23 protein-coding genes are annotated in these 21,795 nt (G+C 72.6%); 6 read left to right on the top strand and 17 right to left on the bottom strand.

Going from position 1 to position 21,795, the window contains the following annotated elements; translation table 11 throughout:
• Positions 1 to 3 precede the first annotated feature (3 nt).
• The 8 genes from SLINC_RS07700 to SLINC_RS07670 all read right to left on the bottom strand — a co-directional run bounded on the left by SLINC_RS07700 (position 4) and on the right by SLINC_RS07670 (position 8,213).
• On the bottom strand, positions 4 to 1,017 hold the full coding sequence (locus tag SLINC_RS07700; protein ID WP_067428270.1) for a hemolysin family protein: 1,014 nt from the start codon (positions 1,015 to 1,017) through the stop codon (positions 4 to 6).
• On the bottom strand, positions 1,014 to 2,348 hold the full coding sequence (locus tag SLINC_RS07695; RefSeq protein WP_067428268.1) for a hemolysin family protein: 1,335 nt from the start codon (positions 2,346 to 2,348) through the stop codon (positions 1,014 to 1,016). Before SLINC_RS07695 ends, SLINC_RS07700 begins: the two co-directional genes overlap by 4 nt.
• Positions 2,349 to 2,495: 147 nt before the next feature.
• Positions 2,496 to 2,921 carry a GNAT family N-acetyltransferase gene (locus SLINC_RS07690; protein ID WP_067428266.1) on the bottom strand — a complete coding sequence of 142 codons (426 nt, stop codon included), beginning with the start codon at positions 2,919 to 2,921 and terminating at the stop codon, positions 2,496 to 2,498.
• Positions 2,922 to 2,929: 8 nt separating this feature from the next.
• Positions 2,930 to 3,061, bottom strand: coding sequence for a hypothetical protein (locus SLINC_RS50015; RefSeq protein WP_257785181.1), 132 nt, complete (start codon positions 3,059 to 3,061; stop codon positions 2,930 to 2,932).
• Between the two features lie 66 nt (positions 3,062 to 3,127).
• Entirely contained in the window at positions 3,128 to 3,700 is a 573-nt protein-coding gene (locus SLINC_RS07685) for a hypothetical protein (RefSeq protein ID WP_067428264.1), read from the bottom strand.
• A gap of 117 nt (positions 3,701 to 3,817) precedes the next feature.
• Positions 3,818 to 4,744: an LLM class F420-dependent oxidoreductase gene (locus SLINC_RS07680; RefSeq protein WP_067428262.1), complete on the bottom strand. Its 927-nt coding sequence runs from the start codon at positions 4,742 to 4,744 to the stop codon at positions 3,818 to 3,820.
• A 46-nt stretch (positions 4,745 to 4,790) separates the two neighbouring features.
• A complete protein-coding gene (locus tag SLINC_RS07675) occupies positions 4,791 to 7,358 on the bottom strand; it encodes an ABC transporter permease (protein ID WP_067428260.1) in 2,568 nt (855 codons plus the stop codon).
• A gap of 3 nt (positions 7,359 to 7,361) precedes the next feature.
• On the bottom strand, positions 7,362 to 8,213 hold the full coding sequence (locus SLINC_RS07670; RefSeq protein WP_067428258.1) for an ABC transporter ATP-binding protein: 852 nt from the start codon (positions 8,211 to 8,213) through the stop codon (positions 7,362 to 7,364).
• A 209-nt stretch (positions 8,214 to 8,422) separates the two neighbouring features.
• Here SLINC_RS07670 and SLINC_RS07665 point away from each other — a divergent pair, with 209 nt between their 5' ends.
• Both SLINC_RS07665 and SLINC_RS07660 read left to right on the top strand, forming a co-directional pair.
• Entirely contained in the window at positions 8,423 to 8,656 is a 234-nt protein-coding gene (locus tag SLINC_RS07665; RefSeq protein ID WP_067428256.1) for an antitoxin, read from the top strand.
• On the top strand, positions 8,653 to 9,027 hold the full coding sequence (locus SLINC_RS07660) for a fic family toxin-antitoxin system, toxin component (RefSeq protein WP_067428252.1): 375 nt from the start codon (positions 8,653 to 8,655) through the stop codon (positions 9,025 to 9,027). The genes SLINC_RS07665 and SLINC_RS07660 overlap by 4 nt, the downstream gene beginning before the upstream one ends.
• 25 nt (positions 9,028 to 9,052) lie before the next feature.
• Here the strand turns inward: SLINC_RS07660 and SLINC_RS07655 are convergent, their stop codons facing one another.
• Together SLINC_RS07655 and SLINC_RS07650 are read right to left on the bottom strand one after the other, a co-directional pair.
• Entirely contained in the window at positions 9,053 to 9,742 is a 690-nt protein-coding gene (locus SLINC_RS07655; protein WP_067428250.1) for a class I SAM-dependent methyltransferase, read from the bottom strand.
• 72 nt (positions 9,743 to 9,814) lie between these two features.
• Complete coding sequence (locus tag SLINC_RS07650) at positions 9,815 to 10,501, bottom strand: esterase/lipase family protein (RefSeq protein WP_067428247.1); 687 nt, start codon at positions 10,499 to 10,501, stop codon at positions 9,815 to 9,817.
• A 115-nt stretch (positions 10,502 to 10,616) separates the two neighbouring features.
• On the opposite strand from SLINC_RS07650, the gene SLINC_RS07645 reads away from it, so the two are divergent.
• Entirely contained in the window at positions 10,617 to 13,256 is a 2,640-nt protein-coding gene (locus SLINC_RS07645) for a helix-turn-helix transcriptional regulator (RefSeq protein ID WP_079164448.1), read from the top strand.
• 21 nt (positions 13,257 to 13,277) lie between these two features.
• On the opposite strand, the gene bioD is transcribed toward SLINC_RS07645, so the two are convergent.
• Genes bioD through bioB form a run of 3 tightly spaced genes read right to left on the bottom strand, consistent with a single transcriptional unit; the run spans position 13,278 to position 16,474 of the window.
• Positions 13,278 to 13,994 carry a dethiobiotin synthase gene (gene bioD / locus SLINC_RS07640; RefSeq protein WP_067428242.1) on the bottom strand — a complete coding sequence of 239 codons (717 nt, stop codon included), beginning with the start codon at positions 13,992 to 13,994 and terminating at the stop codon, positions 13,278 to 13,280.
• Between the two features lies 1 nt (position 13,995).
• Positions 13,996 to 15,276, bottom strand: coding sequence for an adenosylmethionine--8-amino-7-oxononanoate transaminase (locus SLINC_RS07635; RefSeq protein WP_067428241.1), 1,281 nt, complete (start codon positions 15,274 to 15,276; stop codon positions 13,996 to 13,998).
• Positions 15,269 to 16,474 (bottom strand): biotin synthase BioB, encoded by a 1,206-nt coding sequence (bioB, locus tag SLINC_RS07630; protein WP_067428238.1) that lies wholly within the window; start codon positions 16,472 to 16,474, stop codon positions 15,269 to 15,271. The genes SLINC_RS07635 and bioB overlap by 8 nt, the downstream gene beginning before the upstream one ends.
• 158 nt (positions 16,475 to 16,632) lie before the next feature.
• On the opposite strand from bioB, the gene SLINC_RS07625 reads away from it, so the two are divergent.
• Positions 16,633 to 17,760, top strand: a complete 1,128-nt coding sequence (locus SLINC_RS07625; RefSeq protein ID WP_067428236.1) for an 8-amino-7-oxononanoate synthase — start codon at positions 16,633 to 16,635, stop codon at positions 17,758 to 17,760.
• 50 nt (positions 17,761 to 17,810) lie between these two features.
• On the opposite strand, the gene SLINC_RS07620 is transcribed toward SLINC_RS07625, so the two are convergent.
• Together SLINC_RS07620 and SLINC_RS07615 are read right to left on the bottom strand one after the other, a co-directional pair.
• Positions 17,811 to 18,038, bottom strand: a complete 228-nt coding sequence (locus tag SLINC_RS07620; protein ID WP_067428234.1) for a DUF397 domain-containing protein — start codon at positions 18,036 to 18,038, stop codon at positions 17,811 to 17,813.
• 9 nt (positions 18,039 to 18,047) lie between these two features.
• The gene (locus SLINC_RS07615; protein ID WP_067428232.1) at positions 18,048 to 18,908 is read right to left on the bottom strand and encodes a helix-turn-helix domain-containing protein; all 861 of its coding nucleotides are present in this window, start codon (positions 18,906 to 18,908) and stop codon (positions 18,048 to 18,050) included.
• A gap of 213 nt (positions 18,909 to 19,121) precedes the next feature.
• Between SLINC_RS07615 and SLINC_RS07610 the strand changes: the two genes are divergently transcribed.
• Entirely contained in the window at positions 19,122 to 19,580 is a 459-nt protein-coding gene (locus tag SLINC_RS07610) for an ATP-binding protein (protein WP_067428230.1), read from the top strand.
• 22 nt (positions 19,581 to 19,602) lie between these two features.
• Here the strand turns inward: SLINC_RS07610 and SLINC_RS07605 are convergent, their stop codons facing one another.
• Positions 19,603 to 20,517, bottom strand: coding sequence for a LysR family transcriptional regulator (locus SLINC_RS07605; RefSeq protein ID WP_067428227.1), 915 nt, complete (start codon positions 20,515 to 20,517; stop codon positions 19,603 to 19,605).
• Positions 20,518 to 20,611: 94 nt separating this feature from the next.
• Between SLINC_RS07605 and SLINC_RS07600 the strand changes: the two genes are divergently transcribed.
• Positions 20,612 to 21,232, top strand: coding sequence for a LysE family translocator (locus SLINC_RS07600; protein ID WP_067428225.1), 621 nt, complete (start codon positions 20,612 to 20,614; stop codon positions 21,230 to 21,232).
• On the opposite strand, the gene SLINC_RS07595 is transcribed toward SLINC_RS07600, so the two are convergent.
• Positions 21,168 to 21,734, bottom strand: coding sequence for a DUF6328 family protein (locus SLINC_RS07595; RefSeq protein WP_067428223.1), 567 nt, complete (start codon positions 21,732 to 21,734; stop codon positions 21,168 to 21,170). The two genes, SLINC_RS07600 and SLINC_RS07595, sit on opposite strands and share 65 nt — an antisense overlap.
• Between the last annotated feature and the right edge of the window lie 61 nt (positions 21,735 to 21,795).

Here is a 21,795-nt window from a genome sequence, read left to right as displayed (position 1 = left end):
CGCTCACGCCGGCTGACCGAACAGCTCCCGCAGCACGTCCTCCATGGTCACCAGCCCGGTGAGCCGCCCGTCCTCGCTCTGCACGGCCGCCAGATGCGTACGGCTGCGGCGCATCGCCGTGAGCACGTCGTCCAGCGGGGTCGTCTCCCGGATCCGGGCGATGGCCCGCATGTCCTCCCGCCGGAACGGCCGGTCCCGGGGGGTCTGGTCGAGGGCGTCCTTGACGTGCAGGTAGCCGATGATGTGCCGTTCCTCGTCCACCACGGGGAAACGGGAGTAACCGGACTCGGCGGACATCTCCTCCAGCCGGTCGGGTGTGACACCGAGGAACGCGTAGGCGACGTGGTCCAGCGGCAGCACGACGTCCCGCACCGGCCTGCGGCCCAGTTCCAGCGCGTCGTGCAGCCGCTCCCGCGCGCGGTCGTCGATCAGGCCGGCCTCCCCGGAGTCCCGTACGATCCGGGCCAGCTCGGCGTCCGAGAAGGTGGCCGCGACCTCGTTCCTGGTCTCCACCCGCAACAGCTTCAGCAGGGCGTTCGCGAAGGCGTTGATCGTGAAGATCACCGGGCGCAGCGCGCGGGACAGCGCGACCAGCGGCGGGCCGAGCAGCAGCGCGCTGCGCACCGGCTCGGCGAGCGCGATGTTCTTCGGCACCATCTCGCCGAGCAGCATGTGCATATACGTCGCCAGGGTCAGCGCGATCACGAAGGACACGGCATGCCCGGCGCCCTCCGGTACACCCACCGCGTGGAACACCGGCTCCAGCAGATGCTCGATCGCCGGCTCGGCGACCACACCCAGCACCAGCGTGCACAGGGTGATGCCGAGCTGCGCGGCGGCCATCAGAGCGGACACGTGCTGCAGGCCCCACAGCACGCTCTTGGCCCGCCGGTCGCCCTGTTCGGCGTGCGGTTCGATCTGGCTGCGGCGCACCGAGATCAGCGCGAACTCGGCGCCGACGAAGAAGGCGTTGACGACGAGGGTCGCCAGGCCGATCAGCAGTTGGATCGCGGTCATGCGCCCTCCCTCTGAGTCGGGTCGTCGTCCGGCGGCGCGTGCAGCAGCAGGCGCGCGGCCCTGCGGCCCGAGGCGTCCACCACGTCCAGCCGCCAGCCCGTGACGTCGACGCGGTCGCCGACGGCCGGGATCCGGCCGAGCTCGGCCGCCACCAGACCGGCCAGCGTCTCGTACGGCCCTTCGGGCGCCCGCAGGCCGACCCGGGCGAGCTGGTCGATGCGGGCCGAGCCGTCCGCCGAGTACAGGGTGCGGCCCTCGTCGTCGGTGCCGGCCGGGGCCAGGTCGGGCGTCTCGTGCGGGTCGTGCTCGTCCCGTACCTCGCCGACGACCTCCTCGACGATGTCCTCCAGGGTGGCCACGCCCGCCGTACCGCCGTACTCGTCGATGACGACGGCCATGGTGCGCTTGCCGGACAGCCGGTCCAGCAGCCGGTCGACGGTGAGCGACTCCGGGACCAGGAGCGGCTCGCGCACGATCTCGGACACCGGTACGCGGGGCCGGCGTCCGGCAGGGATCGCCAGGACGTCCTTGATGTGGGCGATGCCGACGACCGAGTCGAGGTTGCCGCGGTAGACCGGGAAGCGGGACAGCCCCGTCGCCCGGGTCGCGTTCGCCACGTCCTCGCAGGTCGCCTGCGCGTCCAGGGCGATGACCTGCACACGCGGTGTCATCACGTTCTCGGCGCTCAGGTCGGCGAGGTTCAGCGTCCGGACGAACAGTTCGGCGGTGTCCGCCTCCAGGGCGCCCTCCCGGGCGGAGTGCCGGGCCAGCGCGGCCAGCTCCTGCGGTCCGCGGGCCGAGGCCAGCTCCTCGGCGGGCTCCAGACCGAAACGGCGTACGACCCGGTTGGCGGTGTTGTTCAGATGGGTGATGAAGGGCCGGAACGCGGCGCTGAACCAGCGCTGCGCGTTGCCCACCCGCTTGGCCACGGCCAGCGGCGAGGAGATCGCCCAGTTCTTGGGCACCAGCTCGCCGACGACCATCAGGAACACCGTCGACAGCGCGGTGCCGAGGACCAGCGCGAGCGAGGACGCCGCCGAGTCCGAGACACCGGCCGACCGCAGCGGACCCGCGATCAGCGCGGCGATCGACGGCTCGGACAGCATGCCGACGACCAGGTTCGTCACCGTGATGCCGAGCTGGGCGCCGGAGAGCTGGAACGTCAGATTCCGTACGGCCTTCAGGGCGCCGGACGCGCCCCGCTCACCGCGCTCCACGGCCCGCTCCAGCTCGCTGCGCTCGACCGTGGTCAGCGAGAACTCCGCGGCGACGAAGGCGCCGCAGGCGAGCGACAGCAGCACCGCCACCAACAGCAGGAGCACTTCGGTCATCGGGTCACCTCCGTCCCATGATCGGACAGAGCGGGAAGGGCCGCGCGATCTCGCGTACCACTGGGAGGCTCGCCCATGGGCGGGGGCTCACACCTTTCCTCGGAGGACCGAATGGTTCACCAAGGGTAAGAGGACGGGCGAGGGGAGTCAGGCGGTGAGGGGCTTCACCCAGCGGCGCCAGCGCTCCTCCGGCGCGTACCCGGCGGCCCGCCACGCGTGGTGCGCGTCCTCGTTGGCCGTCAGCACCATCGCGTCCCCGCGGCGCCCGCCCAGTCGTACGAACCGCTCCTCGGCGGCCGTGAGCAGCGCGCCGCCGATGCCCCGGCGCCGCCGGTCCGGGTGCACCGCGAGCCGGTACAGATGGCAGCGCCAGCCGTCGAAGCCCGCGATCACCGTGCCGACCAGTTCCCCGTCGAGCTCGGCCAGGATCAGCGCCTCGGGGTCGCGGGTCACCAGCCGTTCCACACCGTCCCGGTCGTCGCTGATGCTCGTCCCTTCCGCGGCCTTGCGCCAGAACTGGAGCACGGCGTCGATGTCCGGGTGGCCGGCGGGGCGTATGCGCAGATCACTCATGGCATGAGTCAAGCAGGGCGGCGGCCCGTCCGACCACCCGGTTCGTGGTCGGGGTCGACGGGCTCGACGTCGAGCTCCCGCCGGCTCCGCACCTGGCGTTCGAGGGGGATGCCTTGGTGTTCGAGAGGATTGAAGCCCATGAGGGTCTCCTCGGCTGACAGCCGGAACAGGGCCGACGCCGGGTACGCGGCTGCGTCCGGGCGCGATCACGCCGGCGCGCCCTTCCCGAAGGCGGTCTTCGGGGCGGTGTCCGACGGCGTCGACGGGAGCAGCACCGCCATCACGGCCCGGGCGTGCAGGGAGTCCAGCGTCTTGATCTGCCGGTCCGCCCGCTGGAGCAGCTGTTCGAGCCGGTCGGCGTCCAGGCGGGAGTCCTGTGCCGACGCGGAGAGCAGGGCGTGCCAGAGGGACGCCTTGCCCTGGACGCCCAGCCGCAGGGCCTCCAGCTCGATCAACAGGGTGAGGCCGGAGCGGCGCAGCAGACGGCCGTTGGGCTTCACCCGCCCGGCCTTCTCGCCCAGCCACGCCCCGTACACCTTGTACCGCCGCACCGGAATGTCGAGGTCCCCGAGCAGCCGCAGCAGGGCGCGCCGGTCCTGCGCGATCTCCGTCGCCAGACCCTCCAGGGCGTCTCCGTACGTCGATCCGCGATGCTCCCGCACCATGCGGCCGGCGAGCTCGGTCCCCGTCGTCGCACCGGCCAGATGATCGTTGAGGTAGATGCCCAGCCTCTTCTGCCGGGCCGGATCGTCGTGGGAGCTCCGTGCCGTCGCGCTCATGATGTCCCTCCGGCTGCCGGAATCCTTTGCCCACCGAGTGCCCGCGCCCGACGGGTCAACCACGTCCCCCTCGATCGGCATGGAGGAAGGACCCGGTGCTCAGGGCGACGCCCCAGGTCACCGGCCGCGCAGTGCGGCCATCACCGGTGCGAAGGCCTCCATGTACGGCTCCAGGACCGTGAGATAGGTGAAGCCGTACCGCTCGCGCTGGGCGAGGACCTGGTCGACGATCTGCTCCAGGGGGCCGACCAGCAGGAGGGGCAGGTCGAGGGCCTGGTCGACGGTGGTGCCGGGCACGTGCTCCATGAGCGGCCGGACGGCGGCCTCGCGGTCCTCGGTGATCGCCACCATCTGGAGGAGGAGGTTCAGTTCGGCCGGCTCCTTGCGGCCGTGGGCCGACTCCCGGTACCTGCCCACGCGTTCGTCGAGTTCGTCGGGGGTGATCGGCAGCAGCCGGCCCGTGGTGTCGCCCGGTACCGGACGCGCACCGGTGAAGGCCGCGATGTCGGCGTGCTCGGCGGTGAGGCGGAGCATGCGGTCGCCGTTGCCGCCGATCATGAGCGGCACCCGGGGCCGCTGCACCGGCCGCGGGATGGGGGTCCCCCCGTTCGAGCGAAGCCGAGAATGGGGGAGCTCCTGGGAGCCGAGCAGCCGGTCCAACTCCTCGATCGTGTGCCGCAGATGATCCACGCGCTCGCCCGGAGACCCGTACGGCAGCCCGGCCGAGTCGTGCTCCGCCCGGACGTACCCCGTGCCCAGCCCCAGTTCCAGGCGTCCGCCGGTCAGCGCGTCCGTGGTGGCGACCTCGCGGGCCAGCAGCGCCGGGTTCCAGAAACCGGCGTTGAGCACGAACGTGCCCAGACGCGGCCGCTCGGTCGCCTCCGCCGCCGCGACCAGCGCCGGGAACGGCGCGACCATGCCGAGATGGTCGGGGACCAGGATCACGTCGTAGCCGAGTTCCTCGGCGCGCCGGCACTTGGCGCGCCACTCCTCGGCCGGGGCGGGGACGATCATGCTGGCACCGAAGCGGAACGGACGGGACATGAACTCTCCTCAGCGGCAGGCGACTTGAGTCTCCGGCGCCATTCCCTCACTCGTGCGCGATGGCCGCCAGCACATTCATGCGGGACGCCCGCAGTGCCGGCAGCAGCGCCGCCACGACACCCACCACCGCCGAGCCGACCACCACCGCGACGATCGTGCCCCACGGAATCGCCAGCGCCTTCATGCCCTGGAGCGCCAGCACCTGCTGGGTGCACACGCCCCACACCAGCCCCAGCGCCAGCCCCAGCACCGCGCCGAACACCGCGATCACCACCGACTCCAGCCGGATCATCCGGCGCAACTGGCGCCGGGCCAGCCCGATGGCCCGCAGCAGGCCGATCTCCCGGGTGCGTTCGACGACCGACAGGGCAAGGGTGTTGACCACGCCGAGCACCGCGATGACGATCGCGAGCCCGAGCAGCGCGTACACGAGGTAGAGCAGCACCGCGATCTGGTCGTGGACCAGTTCCTTGTAGTCGGCGAGGTCGCGCACCTGCACCTGCGGGTAGGGGGCGAGTGTCTTCTCCAGGCTCGTCCGCAGGTCGTCGGCGCTCGTGCCGGAGGCGGCGTTCACGTACAGCGCGGAGTCCTGCCCGCCCGGCGCGAACCTCTCCAGCGTGCCCAGCCCGAAGTACAGACCGCCCTGGGTCCCGAATCCCTCGGCCTGGTCCTGGTCGGTGAGGGCGCCCACGGTCAGTTCGCTGGTGCGGCCGCCCTGGAACTCCACGGGGATCGCGCTGCCGACCCGTACGCCGTGGTCGCGGGCGAAGTCCCGGTCCATGGCCATCCGGCCGGCCGCGAGCGCCGCCGCGGTGTCGCCCTCGGCGTAGGTGATGTTGGCGACCTCGTCGAGCTGCGGGTCGTAGCCCGCGGCGGTCGTCTCGACCCGGTCGCCGTCCGGCAGCCGGACGGCGACGGGCGTGAACCGCGCCCGTACGACGAGCCCGGCGCCCTCGGTGTCCCGGACCGCGTCGGTGACCTCCTGCGGGAAGGGCAGGAAGTTGGTGTTCTGGATGACGTAGTCGGCGCCCAGGGTCTGGTCGATCTGCTGGTCGAAGGAGTCGGTCATCGAGGCGCTCGCCACCGACATCCCGCCGACCAGGGCGAGGCCCACCATCAGCGCGGCGGCGGTGGCGCCGGTGCGGCGCGGGTTGCGCAGGGCGTTGCGCTGGCTCATCCGGCCGATCGATCCGAACAGCGCCGGGAAGGCCCCGCCGAGGACCCGGATCACCGGCCGCACCAGCAGCGGGCCGGCGATCACGGTGGCCAGCAGGGTGAGCACGATCCCGAGGGCCAGCAGCGAGGCCGCCGACCCGGTCTCCGAGGCGGTGACGCAGCCCAGGAGCGCGGCCGCGCCGAGCGCCCCGACGGTTCCGCCCACGATCGCGCGGGTCCGCAGCGGCCGTCCGATGCCGGCGATCTCGGCATCGGCGAGGGCCGCCATCGGCGAGACGCCGGCCGCCCGGCGCGCCGGCAGATAGGCGGCGACGAAGGTGACGCCGACCCCGACGACGTACGCGGCAACGGGCGTGGCCCAGCCGATCACCATCTCGCTCGTCCTGATGTTCATGCCGAGCGTGTTCATGAGGGCGATCAGCCCGGCCGCCAGACCGATCCCGGTGGCCAGGCCCACGGTCGAACCGACCAGTCCCAGCAGGGTCGCCTCGGTGAGGACCGAGCGGCGGACCTGGCGGCGGTCGGCGCCCAGCGCGCGCAGCAGGCCCAGTTCGCGGGTGCGCTGGGCGATCAGCATCGAGAAGGTGTTGACGATCAGGAAGACGCCGACCAGCACGGCGATCCCGGCGAAGCCGAGCATCACGTACTTGATGACGTCGAGGAATCCGCCCAGTTGGTCGAGGCTGGAATCGGCCTGCTCGTCGGCGGTCCGGTAGTCGTAGCGGTCGGCGCCGAGCGTGGTGGCCACCCGCTGTTTGAGCTCGGCGTCGCTCACCCCCTCGGCGGCGTCCACGGAGATGCCGGTGGCGGCCCCGGGGTCGCCGAGCAGCTTCTCCCGCGCGCTCTCGGGGTCGAGGAAGACCAGCGCGGCACCGGGGTTGGTCGTGGTGAACGTGGCGATGCCGACGATCTCGACCTTGAACGAGCCGGGGGCCGCGATCACGGTGAGCGTGTCGCCGATCTTCACGTCCTTGCCGTCGGCGGTCTCCGCGTCGAGCATCGCCTCGGACGGTCCGCGCGGTGCGCGGCCGGAGGTGAGCTCCAGGGGGGTGCGCTCGGTCGGGTTCCAGTCGCTGCCGATGGTCGGGGCGCCGGTGGTCGGGCCCACCGACTCGTTGTCCTTGTCGACGACCGTGATGTTCTCGACCCCGACGTCCGCGCGGGCGGCGGCGACCCCGTCGACCCGGTCCAGCCGCTGGGCGAGCGTGGCCGGGACGGTGGCGGTCATGCCGGACGGGATGGCCTCGTCGAGGTTCTCCTTCGGGCTGACCGTGACGTCCGGCGCGGTCGAGGCGAAGAGCCGGTCGAACGTGCGGCTCAGGGTGTCCGAGAAGATCAGACTGCCCGCGACGAACGCCACGGACAGCACCACGGCCAGCGCGGACAGCACCAGGCGTCCCTTGTGCGCGAGAAAGCTCCTCAGCGTCGCCTTCAGCACGGCTCAGTCCTTGTCGAGGGAGGGGCCGTCACCTTTGGCGGGAATCGCGCCGGGGGCAGGCCCCTGGGCGTCGAAGGGGGCCTTCGTGACGTCGAAGCGCTTCAGGCGTTCGAGGACCGCCTCCGCCGTCGGCCGCTCCATCTCGTCCACGATCCGTCCGTCCCCGAGGAAGAGCACCAGGTCGGAGTGGGCGGCCGCGCCGGGGTCGTGGGTCACCATGACGACGGTCTGGCCGAGCTGGTCGACGGCCTCCCGCAGGAACCCGAGGACTTCGAGCCCCGCGCGCGAGTCGAGGTTGCCGGTCGGCTCGTCCGCGAAGATCAGTTCCGGCCGGGAGGCCAGCGCCCGGGCGCACGCCACCCGCTGCTGCTGCCCGCCGGACAGCTGCGAGGGCCGGTGCCGCAGCCGGTCCCGCAGCCCGAGCGTGTCGATGACCTGGTCCAGCCACTTCTCGTCGGGTTTCTTGCCCGCGATGTCCATGGGCAGCGTGATGTTCTCGGCCGCGTTCAGGGTCGGGATGAGGTTGAACGACTGGAACATGAACCCGATCCGGTCCCGCCGCAGCTGGGTGAGCTCGCGATCCTTCAGGCCGGTGATCTCGGTGTCGCCGAGCCAGACCTGACCGGCCGAGACGGTGTCGAGCCCGGCCAGGCAGTGCATCATCGTGGACTTGCCGGAGCCGGACGGGCCCATGACCGCGGTGAACCGGCCGCGCGCGATGTCGACGTCCACCGAGTCCAGGGCCAGCACCGTCGTCTCGCCCGTTCCGTACGCCTTGGTCAGCCCGCGGGCGCGGGCGGCGATCCCGTCGGCCGACGCCTGGCCCGGCACGTACTGAGCAGCAGGGGTGGACAAGACTGCCTCCTGGGCTTCGTTGCACCGGGACTCTCCTGTCCCGCCGAGGGTAATGTGATCCACCCCACACCCGGTATCCCCCGTGGGGTCGAGACGGTCTCCACCCCAGGTGGGGTCCCTGATGCCGGTGTAAGGGGCACTTTCCGTCGGCGACCTCGGGGGGCAGGACCCCCTTGCGGGTGCTAGCACATCGGCGCTAGCTTCGAGGTATGGCGAAGACTCAGTTGAACGTGCGGGTGGACGAGGGCACAGCCCGCGCCGCCCGTGAACGTGCCCTCGCCCGCGGCGTGAGCGTCAACCGCTACATAGAGGAACTGGTCATGAAGGACACAGGTGAAGCGGGCCAGGCCTTCGTGGAGGCCGCGGCCGACTTCATGAAGCAGTACGAATCCGTCTTCACGGAGGAGTTCGGCAAGGAGAGCAAGGAACACGAGGCTCGTTGAGCGATCTGAGCATCGATCTCGCCTGGCTCCTGATGCTCGCCGAGCAGAAGACCCCGGGCGATCCCCAGGTCACCGACTGGGGGGCCCTGGTCGCCGCCGTGGCACGGCACCAGGCCGAGATATTCGACATCCCCGTGTACGACAGCCCGCACATGCGCGCCGCGGCGCTGCTGCAACTCCTCATCCATGTCCCGGCGTTGGAGCGCAGCAACGCGCTCTTCGCGTGCGCCGTCGGATACGCCTACCTCGTCGCGAGCGGGCTCAGGGTCGTCACCTCGCCGGAACTCGTCCGTGATCTCGCCCGGGCGGCCAAGAAGGGTGACGCCTCGGTGCACGACATCGCGCGCGAGCTGAAGAAATGGACGCTGTGACCAGCGGAACAACTGGACGCTGTGATCAGCGGTCCTCCGGCGGCGGTCGCCGGGCCGTGCCCAGCACGCAGTAGGAGGTGGGCAGCCGGGGGCCGTTCTCCGGCATGAACATCCGCCGGTAGGGGCCGAGTTCGAACCCGGCTCCGCGCAGCGCGCCGATCGGGTCCCGGGCCAGATGACAGCCGCCGTTCAGCGGCGGCCACACCGTGCGGTCCAGTGCCCGCTGGGTGAGGCGCATCGCCCGGCCGCCGCCCCGGCCGTGCTCGAAGAACCGCACCTCGCCGCCGGGCCGCAGCACCCGCCGTATCTCCGCGAGAGCCCGCGGCACGTCGCGCACGCTGCACAGCACCAGGGAGACCACCGCCGCGTCGAAGGCCTCGCTCTTGACGGGCAGGGCCTCCGCCGCGCCCGGCGCCACGTCCACGGGCACTCCGGAGCGCAGGGCGGCCTCCACGGCCAACTGGCGCAGCCGGCGCTCCGGTTCGATCGCCACGACCTCCGAGACGGTGCCCGGATAGTGCGCGAAGTTCAGGCCGTTGCCCGCGCCGATCTCGATCACCCGCCCGGACAGCCCGGCGAGGAGCCTGTCGCGCACCCCGCCCATGCCCATCCTGGTCTCGGCGCCGACACTGATCCGGGCGTAGTAGCGGGCGAACAGCGGGTGGTGGACGGGATCCCGGGGAACCCTCGCGGGGCCGGGGGACCGTAGCGGCATGGCAACCTCCCTGGCAGGACGGTCCTCACCACGATTCTCCCCCGGACGGGCCCGTCGCACCCCCGCGGTCCGTCATCCGACGAAGTCGCGCACCTGCTCGTAGACGCCGTGATCGTTGTTCATGTCGTTGTGCGACACGCACCCGACCTCGACGTTGGTCGCGCCGTTCAGGATCGCCGTGGTGTCCGGGGTGAGCGCGTCGTCGCAGTTGGACCAGTAACTGGCGTACGACACACTGCCCGGCGTCTCGTCCCCGGAGTTCAACGAGGTGAGGAAGGAACTGCCGGTCTGCATCTCCGCGCAGGAGGTGTACAGCCACGCACACCATCCGGCGGCGGTCGTGCCGTGGTTCACGCCGGCGGTGGAGACGAAGTCGTCGACGTACGCGGTGCCGCCGAGGTTCTTGAGGTAGTAGCGGGAGCTGAGCGCGCCCATCGAGTGCACGACCAGGTCGACCTTCGAGGCACCGGTCGCGGCGAGCACCCGCCTGACCTCGGTGGCCAGCTGCTGGGCGGTGGTCGCGTTCGACTGGGACCAGCTGTACGACCAGGCGTCCAGCTCCGAGGCGCTGTAGCCGTCGGCCTCGAAGTAGGAGACCCATTCGTCCCAGCTGCTCGACGAACTGCTGAGACCGTGGACGAAGACGACGGGATTGTGGGTCGCGGCGTGAGCGGGCGTCGCGGACAGCGAGAGCGACAGAAGGAGCGATGCCGACACGACCGGGGCGGCCGCGGCGATGCGACGCTTGAAGCGCTGCATGATGCCTCCTGATACGGGTGGGGTTGTCAGGAGTGTCAGCCGGGGTCTACGCGCGCCGCATCGGTGAAATCGCCGGTCTTTACGTGTCAATTAACTCGCCAGTAACGTCGTTTGCGTGGTGACTCCGGTGAACCCCCCGCCCCTCGACCGCACTCCGCCCCCGCCGCGCACGCTCTCCTCGCTGCCCGAGGGCGTCCGGGTGCGGGTGCTGCGTGCCGTCCACGGCGATCCGCGCGCCGCCGCCGATCTCGTACCGCTGCTGACCGAACGGCAGGCGGCCGGTCACGACCCGCTGCCGACCGAACCCGCCGAGCTGGCCCCGGCGTTGCTGCGGACCCGCCGGGCCGAGATCCAGGCCCTGCCGGACGACACCCGGCTGCTGCTGCTCCTCGCGGCGGCCGACCAGTACCCGGTCCCCACGCACGCCTTCCTGCGCGCCGTGACCGCCGTCCGTCTCGACACCCGTCCCCTGGAAGCCGCCGAGGCGACCGGGATCGCCCAGGCGACGACGGGCGGGGTCGTCTTCCGGGACGTCTGGACGACGGTCGCCGCCTACGAGACCGGCTCCCCGGCCGACCGGCGCGAGGTCCACCGGCTGCTGGCACGGGTGCTGCGCGGCGACGGCGAGGCGCCCGGCCGGTCCTGGCACCGGGGCGCGGGCGCCCTCGGTCCGAGCGCCCGGCTCACGGCCGAACTCCGCGCCGCCGCCGAACAGGCCCGTGACGCGGGTCGCCTTCCGCTGGCCCGCGCACTCGCCGAGCACGCCGCCGCCCTCTGCCTCGACCCCCGCGAACGCTCCCGCCTCCTGGCCCGCGCCGCCGTCCACGCCTGGCAGTCCGGCGACGGCGACCGCGCCCGCCGCCTGGCCGCCGCCGGCCACGACGAGGCCCTGACCGGCGTCCTCGCCCTCCGCGCGGGCAACGCCTCGGAGGCGTTCGACGCCCTGCTGGCGGCGGCGCGGACGCCGGGGGAGCCGGCGGGCGCGGGTGGCGGGCAGTCGGCTGTGGCGGCGCAGGCGTCGGGGGACCCGGAGCCCAACAGTGACGGGCTGCACGTGTCACCCGCGTCCGCCGGAGCCCCGGACGGCCCTCATGCCACGCGGGGCGCGACTTCGGCACAGGAGCACGCTTTTGCTCGGGCGGCGGTCCGTCGGCCCTCCGTACCGGCGCCGGGCACCGACAGCCCGGAGTCGGCCCGGCCGGCGGCCCGCGCCGCGTCGGGCCGGGCGGCGGACCTCTCCTCCTCGCCGGCGGTGGCCGCCCATGTCCCGGCGGCGTCCCCTGCGCCCCGCCCCGGCGCGTCACCCCGAGCCGCCGACCCCTCGGCGTCGGCCCGGACGCCCCGCCGCTCCGCGTCGCCCCGGTCCGCCCCCTCCCCGGCGTCGGCCGACACGTCCCGCCCCTCCGCGTCCCCTCGGGCCGCCCACCTCCTCACCCGTGCCACCGAAGCGGCTATCTACACCGGTGACCTGCGTCGATGCCGTGAGGCCGGGCAGGTGGCCGAGGTGCTCGGGGTCGTGTCGCCCGGCACGCTCGGCGGGCTGGTGGCGGCCTTCGAGGGGCGGTACGAGGACGCTCGGGATCTGTTGATGGCGGCGGCCGGGCGCTGTGGCCCGGGCGGGGACCCCACCCTGCTGCTGCACGCCGGAATCGCCGCGCTGCTGCTCGGCGACCACACTCTCGCCGCCACCGCGACCCTGCGGGCGGCCACCTCGGCGCGGGCGCGCGGAGCGACGGCGACCGCCGTCCAGGCCATGGAGTTCCGGGCGTACGCGGACTTCTGGACCGGCCGCCCCCGCGCCGGCGAGGCCGCCGCGACCGAGGCGCTGGCGCAGGCGTACGCCACCGGCCAGGACAACGGCGCCTGCCATCTCCAGGCCGCCCTGGCGATGTTCGCCGCGATCACCGGCGACGCGGAGCTGTGCCGCGAACGTGCCGCCGCCGCCCGGTCGTACGCCCTCGGCCGTGGTCTCGGTCTGCCCGCCGCCCTCGCGCAGTGGGCGCTCGCCTTCCTCGACCTCGGCAACGGCCGCTTCCCGGCCGCCGCGGCCCGGTTGCGAGCCCTCGCCGGATTCGGGCCCGGCCACGGCCACCGGGCCATCCGGCATCTGGCCACCCCGCACTACGTCGAGGCCGCCGTCCGCACCGGAGACACCCGGGTCGCGCGGGCCGCCCACACCGACTACCACCGCTGGGCGAGCGCCGTGGACAGCCCGGACGACCTGGCGCTGAGCGCCCGTTGCCGTGCCCTGCTCGCGCCGGGCGCGGAGGCCGTCGAGCACTACCGCACCGCACTCGACCTGCACGCGCGCGGCACCCGGGACTTCGAACGCGCCCGCACCGAGCTGCTGTTCGGAGCCGCGCTACGACGACTGCGCCACCGCACGGAGGCACGCGACCGGCTGCACAGCGCGCTGGCGGCCTTCGAACAGTTCGGCGCCCCGCACTGCGCCGAGCAGGCCCGGGCCGAACTCCGCGCGGTCGGCGCGCCCGACGCGAGCGCACGGGGCGGGTCCGACGCGAGCTCGGGCGGCCGGGCCGCCGATCCGGCCGACCGTCTCACGGCCCAGCAGCTGCTGATCGCCCGCATGGCCGCCGAGGGCGCCACCAACCGCGAGATCGCCGTCCGCCTCGCGCTCAGTCCCCGCACGATCGACCACCATCTGCGCGGTGTCTTCACCCGGTTGGGCATCCGCTCCCGGATCGAACTGGTCCGCCTCCTCGGGGAGGCGGAGAGGGACCGGGGGCGGCCCTAGGGAGCCTGCCGAACAGCACACCTAGGGCGCCTGCCGCACCCCGAACACCTCCGCGTCCCACGTCCCGTCCAGCCGGGGCGCCAGCCAACTCGGTGCCCCCGCGCGGAAGTCGGCGGGGGCGAGTCGTCCGGCACCGGCGGGCAGGGCGCCGAGCAGGGGCGCCCCGGAGACCTCCGGCAGGTCGGCGAGGTTGCAGCGCGAGGCCAGGTCGGGTGCGTCGGGCCAGCTGCCGATGACGATCCCGGCCAGGTCGAGGCCGCGGGCGCGCAGTTCCCGGGCGGTGAGTTCGGTCGTGTTGAGCGTGCCCAGCCCGGCCGACGCCACCACCAGCACCGGCGCCGCCAGCAGCCGGGCCGCGTCCGCCAGCGTCCCGCCCGCCGCGTCGAACCGTACGAGCAGTCCGCCGGCGCCCTCCACGAGCACCAGGTCGTGCTCGGTGGCCAGCTTGGCGGCGGCCTCGGCGACATCACGCGGACGCACCGGCGCCCGCCCGGCCCGCCGCGCCGCCGTGGCCGGCGCCAACGGCTCCGGATACCGGGCGACCTCGGCCGCCGTGACGGCGCCCGCGAGCCGCGCCACCTCCGCGGCGTCCCCCGGCTCGTCCGGTCCTACGCCGGTCTGCGCGGCCTTGAGGACGGCGACCGACCGTCCGGCCGCGAGCGCGGCGGCGGCCACGGCGGCGGTCGCCACCGTCTTGCCGACCTCCGTGCCCGTACCCGTGATCACGAGGACCGCCATGTCATCCCTCCCGTGCCGCCGCGCACACCGCGCGCGCGATCCGTGCCACGTCCGCGTCGCCCGTGACGTACGGCGGCATCGTGTAGATCAGGTCGCGGAACGGCCGTAGCCACACGCCCTCGCGGACGGCCGCCTCCGTGGCCGCCTTCATGTCCACGGGGTGGTCGAGCTGGACGACCCCGATGGCGCCGAGGACGCGTACCTCCCCGACACCCGGGAGGTCCGAGGCCGCCGAGAGCCCCTCCCGCAGTCCCGTCTCGATCCGCTTGACCTCGGCGAGCCAGTCCTGGCCCAGCAGCAGTTCGATCGACGCGCAGGCGACGGCCGCCGCCAGCGGGTTCCCCATGAAGGTCGGCCCGTGCGCCAGCACCGGTACCTCGCCCCGCGAGATGCCGTCGGCCACCCGGGGCGTGCACAGCGTCGCCGCCATCGTCAGGTAGCCGCCGGTCAGCGCCTTGCCCACGCACATGACGTCCGGGGTCACCGCGGCGTGCTCCGCCGCGAACAGCGCGCCCGTGCGGCCGAACCCGGTGGCGATCTCGTCGAACACCAGGAGTACGTCGTGCGCGTCGCACGCCTCGCGCAGCACCCGCAGATACGCGGGGGAGTGGAACCGCATCCCGCCCGCGCCCTGCACCACCGGCTCGACGATCACCGCGGCGAGTTCGTCGGCGTGGCGTTCGATCAGGGAGCGCAGCTGATCGGCGTACGCCTCCTCGTACCGTGTCGGCGGCGGGTCGGCGAACACCTGGCGCGGCAGCGACCCGGACCACAGCTCGTGCATTCCGCCCTCGGGATCGCACACCGACATCGGCTGCCAGGTGTCGCCGTGGTAGCCGCCCCGCCAGGTCAGCAGCCGCCGCTTCGACGGGCGGCCGAGCGAGCGCCAGTACTGGAGGCACATCTTGACCGCGACCTCGACCGACACCGAGCCGGAGTCGGCGAGGAAGACGTGTTCCAGACCGTCCGGCGACATGTCGACAAGGAGCTTTGCGAGCCGTACGGCGGGCTCGTGCGTGAGGCCGCCGAACATCACGTGGCTCATCCGCCCGAGCTGCTCGCGCGCGGCCTCGTTCAGCACCGGGTGGTTGTAGCCGTGGATCGCCGACCACCAGGAGGACATCCCGTCGACCAGCTCGCCCGAGCCGTCCGCCATCCGCAGCCGGACCCCGCTCGCCGACTCCACGACGAGCGGTTCCTGACGGCCCGGCATCGGACCGTAGGGGTGCCAGACGTGGCGCCGGTCCAGTTCCAGCAGGTCGGGGACGCTCGGGTCAGGCATTGGGCGCGAGGTCCGTTCCGGCGCCACGGCGGCGGACGGCGACGAGGTCGGTGCGGGGCTCGCCGGCCGGGGCCGTCGAGGCGGCGGGGGCGGAACCGCAGACACCGGCGCTCTCGGGGGATCCGCACCCCGCGCTCTCGTGGGAGCCGCAGCCGGCCTCGGCGTGGGAGCCGCAGCCGCCCCCGCCCGCGTTCGCCCGGTGCTCGGGAAGCGTCACCTGGCCGGTGTCCTCCACCTCGAAGCCGGCGTCCGCGATCATCTCCAGGTCGGCCCTGCCCGCCTGGCCCTCGGTGGTGAGGTAGTCGCCGAGGAAGATCGAGTTGGCCAGGTGCAGGGCGAGGGGCTGCATGGTGCGCAGATGGACCTCCCGGCCGCCCGCGATCCGCACCTCCACGTCCGGGCAGACGAACCGCACCATCGCCAGGATCCGCAGGCAGCGCTGCGGGGTGAGGTTCCACTCCTTGGCCAGCGGGGTGCCCTCGACCGGGATCAGGAAGTTGACCGGAACCGAGTCCGGGTCCAGCTCGCGCAGCGAGTACACGACGTCGACCAGGTCCTCGTCGCTCTCGCCCATGCCCGCGATCAGCCCGGAACAGGCGGACAGACCGGCCGCGTGCGCCTTGTTCACGGTGTCGACGCGATCGGCGTAGGTGTGCGTGGTGGTGATCTCGCCGTAGGTGCCCTCGGACGTGTTCAGGTTGTGGTTGTAGGCGTCCGCGCCCGCCTCACGCAGCCGCTCCGCCTGGCCGTCGGAGAGCAGCCCGAGACAGGCGCACACCTCGACGCCCTCGTTCTGCTCCTTGATCGCCTTGATGGTGCCCGCGACCCGGTCCACGTCCCGGTCGGTCGGGCCCCGCCCGGACGCCACCAGACAGACCCGCTTGGCACCTCCCGCCAAACCGGCCGCGGCCGCCTTCGAGGCCTCGTCGGGCTTGAGCCAGGTGTACTTCAGGATGCCGGTGGTGGATCCGAGCCGCTGCGAACAATAGGAGCAGTCCTCCGGGCACAGGCCCGACTTGAGGTTGACGAGGTAGTTGAGTTTCACCCGTCGGCCGAACCAGTGCCGGCGCACCTTGCCGGCCGCGGCCACCACATCGAGCAGGTCGTCGTCGGAAGTGGCGAGGACGGCCAGCGCCTCCTCGCGGCTCGGCAGCTCGCGCCGAAGCCCCTTGTCCACCAGCGTGTTCAGCAGGTCCATGAGAGCCGATCCTGTCCTAAGGAGCCACCCGGGGCCAAGGAGAGTTCGTACAAGAGAGGCGCTTCGACGTGTGGGTATCACCACACCGTGGGTTCGTGGTCGGGCGACTAGTGTCTGTGCGCTGCCTACAAAAACCGTGTGCAAGCCCTGGAGGAGCGATGGCGTTCGGCTGGATCGACGAGGAGGCGGAATCGCGCCGTCGCGCCGGACTCGTACGGGCCCTGCGTCCGCGTCCCGCGGACTCGCCGCTCCTCGATCTGGCGAGCAACGACTACCTGGGTCTGTCCCGGCACCCCGAGGTCACCGAGGGCGCGGCGCGGGCCGCCCGGACCTGGGGCGGGGGCGCGACCGGGTCCCGGCTCGTCACCGGCAGCACCGAACTCCACGCCGAGCTGGAAGGCGAGCTGGCAGACTTCTGCGGCTTCGAGGCGGCGCTCGTCCTGTCGTCGGGCTACGCGGCGAACCTGGCCGCGGTCACCGCGCTGGCCCCGCACGGCTCGCTGATCGTCTCCGACGCGGGCAACCACGCCTCGCTGATCGACGGCTGCCGACTGGCCCGGGGTGAGACACAGGTCGTCGGGCACGCCGATCCGGAAGCCGTGCGCAAGGCGCTGCGGACCCATGACGGGCCCGCCGTCCTGGTGTCCGACACGGTCTTCTCGGTCGACGGCGACGCGGCCCCGCTCGCGGCCCACGCCGAGGCGTGCCGGGAACGCGGCGCGGGTCTGGTGCTCGACGACGCGCACGGTCTGGGCGTCCTCGGCGACGGCGGCCGCGGCGCCCCGCACGCCGCGGGGCTCGCGGGCGCCGACGACGTCGTCGTCACGGTCACGCTGTCCAAGTCGCTGGGCAGCCAGGGCGGTGCCGTCCTCGGCCCCGCCCGGGTGATCGACCACCTGGTCAACGTGGCCCGGACGTTCATCTTCGACACGGGTCTGGCTCCGGCGGCGGCGGGCTCGGCCCTGGCGGCCCTGCGGTTGCTGCGCCGCGAGCCGGAGCGGGCGGCGCGGGCCCGCACGGTGGCGCGCGAACTCCACGCACGCCTGACCGCCGCGGGTCACGAGGCGGTACGTCCTCATGCCGCGGTGGTCTCCGTGCGCGCGCCGTCCCCGGAGGGGGCCGTGCGATGGGCGGCCGAGTGCCGTGCGGCCGGGCTGGCCGTGGGCTGCTTCCGTCCTCCTTCCGTCCCCGACGGCATCTCACGGCTGAGGCTGACCGCCCGCGCGGACCTCTCCGAGGGGCAGATCGAACACGCTGTACGGGTGATCGGCGAGACGCGACCATGAGTCGGCGTGACACGGCCGTGCGCCGCACCCTGCTGGGCTGAGCGGACAGGTCAGGACCGGAACGCGGTGGTGAATCCCGCCCAGCTCCCGGGGGAGAAGAGCAGCGCGGGTCCGGCCGGGTCCTTGGAGTCGCGCACGGCGAGCAGACCGGCCCAGGGGCCGCCGCTCGGTCGTGCCGTCTCGACGCAGTTGTTGGCTCCCGTGCTGTAGCTGCTGCGCAGCCACCGCACGTCGTGCAGGTCGTTGCTGGAAGGTACGTGCCGAGGCAGAGCTGACATGGTGCCTCCTTACACGCCGTCACCTAAACCGGCGATGTAATCCAACGAGTCCTCGGGCGAAAGGGCGTGCATCTGAAGGGCGTTGAAGGCCTCCGTGTAGGCCTGGAGGTCTTCTTTCCGTTCGAGGTAGAGGCTACTCGTCAAGTGGTCGAGAACAACCACATCCAGATCAGATGTGCTCGAAAATGAGAAGATAACGAAAGGGCCGGTAATGCCGATGTGCTCTCCCGCGGAGAACGGCAGTACCTGGAGCCGCACTTGGGGCAGTCGCGCCGCCTCGATCAACCGTTCCAACTGGCGCGCCATCACCTCGGGACCGCCGACCTCGCGTCTGAGCACGGCCTCGTCCAGCACCGCGCTGAGCGCCAGCGGCGGATGCGCCCGGAGCACGTCCTGCCTGGCCAGCCGCACTTCGACCAGGGTGTGCAGACGCTCGTCGTCCAGCCCGTCCACCGCCGCCTTGGTCACCGCCCGGGCGTACTCGGGGGTCTGGAGCAGCCCGGGCACCACCGAGGTCTCCAAGGTGCTCATGGCACTCGCCTGGGACTCCAGACTGATGAAATCCCGGTAGGTCGGCGGCAGCACACCGCGATACGCGTGCCACCAGTGGTGCCGGCCGCCACCCTCGTCGGACCCCGCCAACACCAGGAGCAACTCCCGTAGTTGGGAGTCCGTCACACCGTACGCGTCGAGGAGTAACCGCACATCGGCCGGTTTCACGCCGCTCGCGCCGGTCTCGATCCGGCTCACCTTCGACTGGTGCCAGCCCACCAGACGGGCGGCCTCACCACTGGTGAGGCCCGCACCGGCGCGCAGGGCGCGCAGTTCGGCGCCCAGCTTTCGGCGGCGCACCGCGGGACCGTGCTGCATGGGCTCCTCCTTACTCCAACCGGGGTGCCCAAATACGGTCTGAGGTCGCAGAGTTCACCGCTTCGAGCGACAGATATATGCATATCTTGGTGGATCGCCACCCGTGACCGCCTTGGTAATGGCAGTCTGGCGATGAAGCACCAGTCCGGGACCGTACTCGAACCATCCGCTCCGTGTCGGACCGCGGTCCCGTGGGAAAGGGACGACGTCGCCATGGCAGACCATCTGGAAGCATCCGTCACTCTGCCGAGCGAGCCCGCCTCGGTCTCCGCGGCCCGCGAGTACGTGGTCACCACCCTGGCGGAGTGGGGACTGCCACCGGGGGCCGAAGTCACCGACACCATCCGCCTGATCGTCTCCGAACTCGCCACCAACGCCGTACAGCACACGTTCGGGCAGTCACCCACCTTCACGGTGGACATCGAACTCGACCGTGACGAGCAGCTGCGCATCGGCGTCACCGACAGCCACCCGCGGTTCCCGAAGCGGCTGCCCGCCGCCGTCCAGCAGGACAACGGCCGGGGCATGGTGATCATCCGCTGGCTGACCGCCGAGTGCGGCGGCAAACTGAGAGTCAGGCCCACCCGCGAGGGCGGCAAGACCGTCGCCATCGAACTGCCGTGGACCGTGCCGGCCCAGCCGGTGCCTGCGGCAGGACAGCAGGAGCCCTAGTCCCCCACCCGCGGCCCCGCGATCAGGTGTGCCGCGCCCGGCCGAACGCGCCGCGCAGCAGTGCCCGGAAGGCGTCCGCGGCCGGTGCCGTCCCGTCGGTCCGGTGGACGACCGAGATCGTACGGCGCAGCTCTCCCGGCTCCAGCAGCCGCACCCCGACCGGGGTGGCCGCCGTCCGGGCCACCATCTCGGGGACCACCCCGACGCCGAGCCCCGCGCTGACCAGCGCGCAGACCAGGACGTACCCCGGAGTCGCCACCAGCACCGAGGGCGTGGCCCCGGCCCGGGCGAGCGCCGCCTCCACGCCCTGCCGGGCGGGATGGCCCGGTGCCATGCTGATCAGCGGCTGGCCCGCGAGGTCCGCCAGAGGCAGCCGCGAGGTGCCGCTGGTGAGGGCGTGACCGGGAGCGGTCACCAGGACCAGTTCCTCGACCAGGACGGGCTCCGCGCCGACGGAGGACGGCAGCGGTACCGCCGGGGCCGGCTGGTAGGTGTGCGTCAGCGCCAGATCGATCTCCCCGGCCGCCACCGCCGCGACCCCGGCCGGCGGTTCGTAGTCCGTGACCGACAGCTCCACGTCCGGATGCTCCCGGCGGAACGCGCTGAGCACCGGCGGCAGCAGATGGATGCCCGCCGTCTGGAAGGTGCCCAACCGGAGCGTGCCGCCCGACAGACCGGTCAGCCGGGCGAGTTCGTGCCGTGCCCGCTCCAGCTCGTCGAGCACCCGGCGGGCCCGTGCCACCAGCACCTCGCCCGCACCCGTCAGCCGGGCCCCGCGGTGGTGCCGGACGAGCAGCGCCGTGCCCGCCTCCCGCTCCAGCTTGGCCAGTTGCTGGGAGAGCGCGGGCGGGGTGTAGCCCAGCCGCCCGGCGGCCCGGGTGATCGAGCCGGCCTCCGCGACCGCGACGAGCGCGGCCAGCCGGACGGGGTCGTACATACCGGTTCCTCCGCATCAGCCCAAAGCAATGCTTAAGGCTAGCCGAGAAGATCCGAAATACCTGCTGACGGCCCACCCACGGCAGGCTGGCCGCATGGACGGACAGCTCCTCGCCTTCACCGGGGTCGCCGCCGGCATGGTCGCCATGCCCGGGGCCGACTTCACCGTCGTCGTGCGCAACGCCCTGGTCTCCCGCCGGGCCGGGGTCGTTTGCGCGCTCGGCATCACCGCCGGACTGCTCCTGCACACCGCGCTCGCGGTGGCCGGGGTCGCCGCGGTGCTGACCGCCGTACCGGCGCTGTTCCGGGCGCTGCAACTGGCGGGCGGCGCCTATGTGCTGTACCTGGGCGCCCGCACGCTGGCGGGCCTGCGCAGGCCGCGCGGGGTGACGGCCGAGGACGCGGAGCCGGCCGCCCGGCCGTTGCGGCAGGGGTTCGTCACCAACGCGCTGAACCCGAAGGCGCCCATCACGTTCCTCAGCCTGATGCCGCAGTTCGTGCCCGCCGGTGCGCCGGCGTTGCCGAGGACGCTGGTGCTCGCGCTGATCGTCGTCGCGCTCGCCCTGGTGTGGTTCCCGGCGGTGGCCGTGCTGGTCGACCGGCTCGGCCGGTGGCTGCGCAGGCCGCGTGCCGCGCGAGCGGTGGAGGGGGTCACCGGCGGCGCGCTGACAGTTCTCGGTGCGGTACTCCTCCTCGAACCGCTGTGGGCTGCCTGATCGTCATCCGGTGCGGGGTCTGGGTGCGGTCGGCCCGCCGCACCAGCCGGGGGAGCAGCCACCACAGTCCGAGACAGACGCACAGGGTCGCCGCGCCCGCCGCGAGTCCACCGGTCCGGCCGATCGTCACGTCGACCACGAGCATCACCGACCCGGTGAACGCCAGGACCAGGACCGCCATGCCGAAGGAGGCGAGCCGTGAGGAGACCTGCACGATGCGAGGCTTGGCGCCCTGCTGGAAGAGGAAGCGGTGCAGGGCGGCGGGCGCCGTGAAGAGGGCCGCCGCGAGAACCGAGAGCAGCAGCGTCGTCACGTAGGTGGCACGCTGGACCGTGTCCAGGTCAGGGAAACGCTGGGTGAAGGCCAGGGACAGCAGGAACGCGAAGAGGATCTGCACCCCGGTCTGGGTGACGCGCAGTTCCTGGAGCAGTTCGCCGAAGTTGCGGTCGGCGCGCTCCAGCGGTGTCTCGTTGCGTGCGGTGCAGGGACGGTGGTCGGCCATACATGAACGAGTAACCATCCGAGCCCGTGTCACGCGCTGGGGCTCCCGGAGCGGGCGGCGG

Source organism: Streptomyces lincolnensis, assembly GCF_001685355.1.
GTDB classification, from domain to species: domain Bacteria; phylum Actinomycetota; class Actinomycetes; order Streptomycetales; family Streptomycetaceae; genus Streptomyces; species Streptomyces lincolnensis.
The sequence above is the reverse complement of the archived record's forward strand: the minus strand, read 5'-3'. Positions and strand labels throughout refer to the sequence as shown.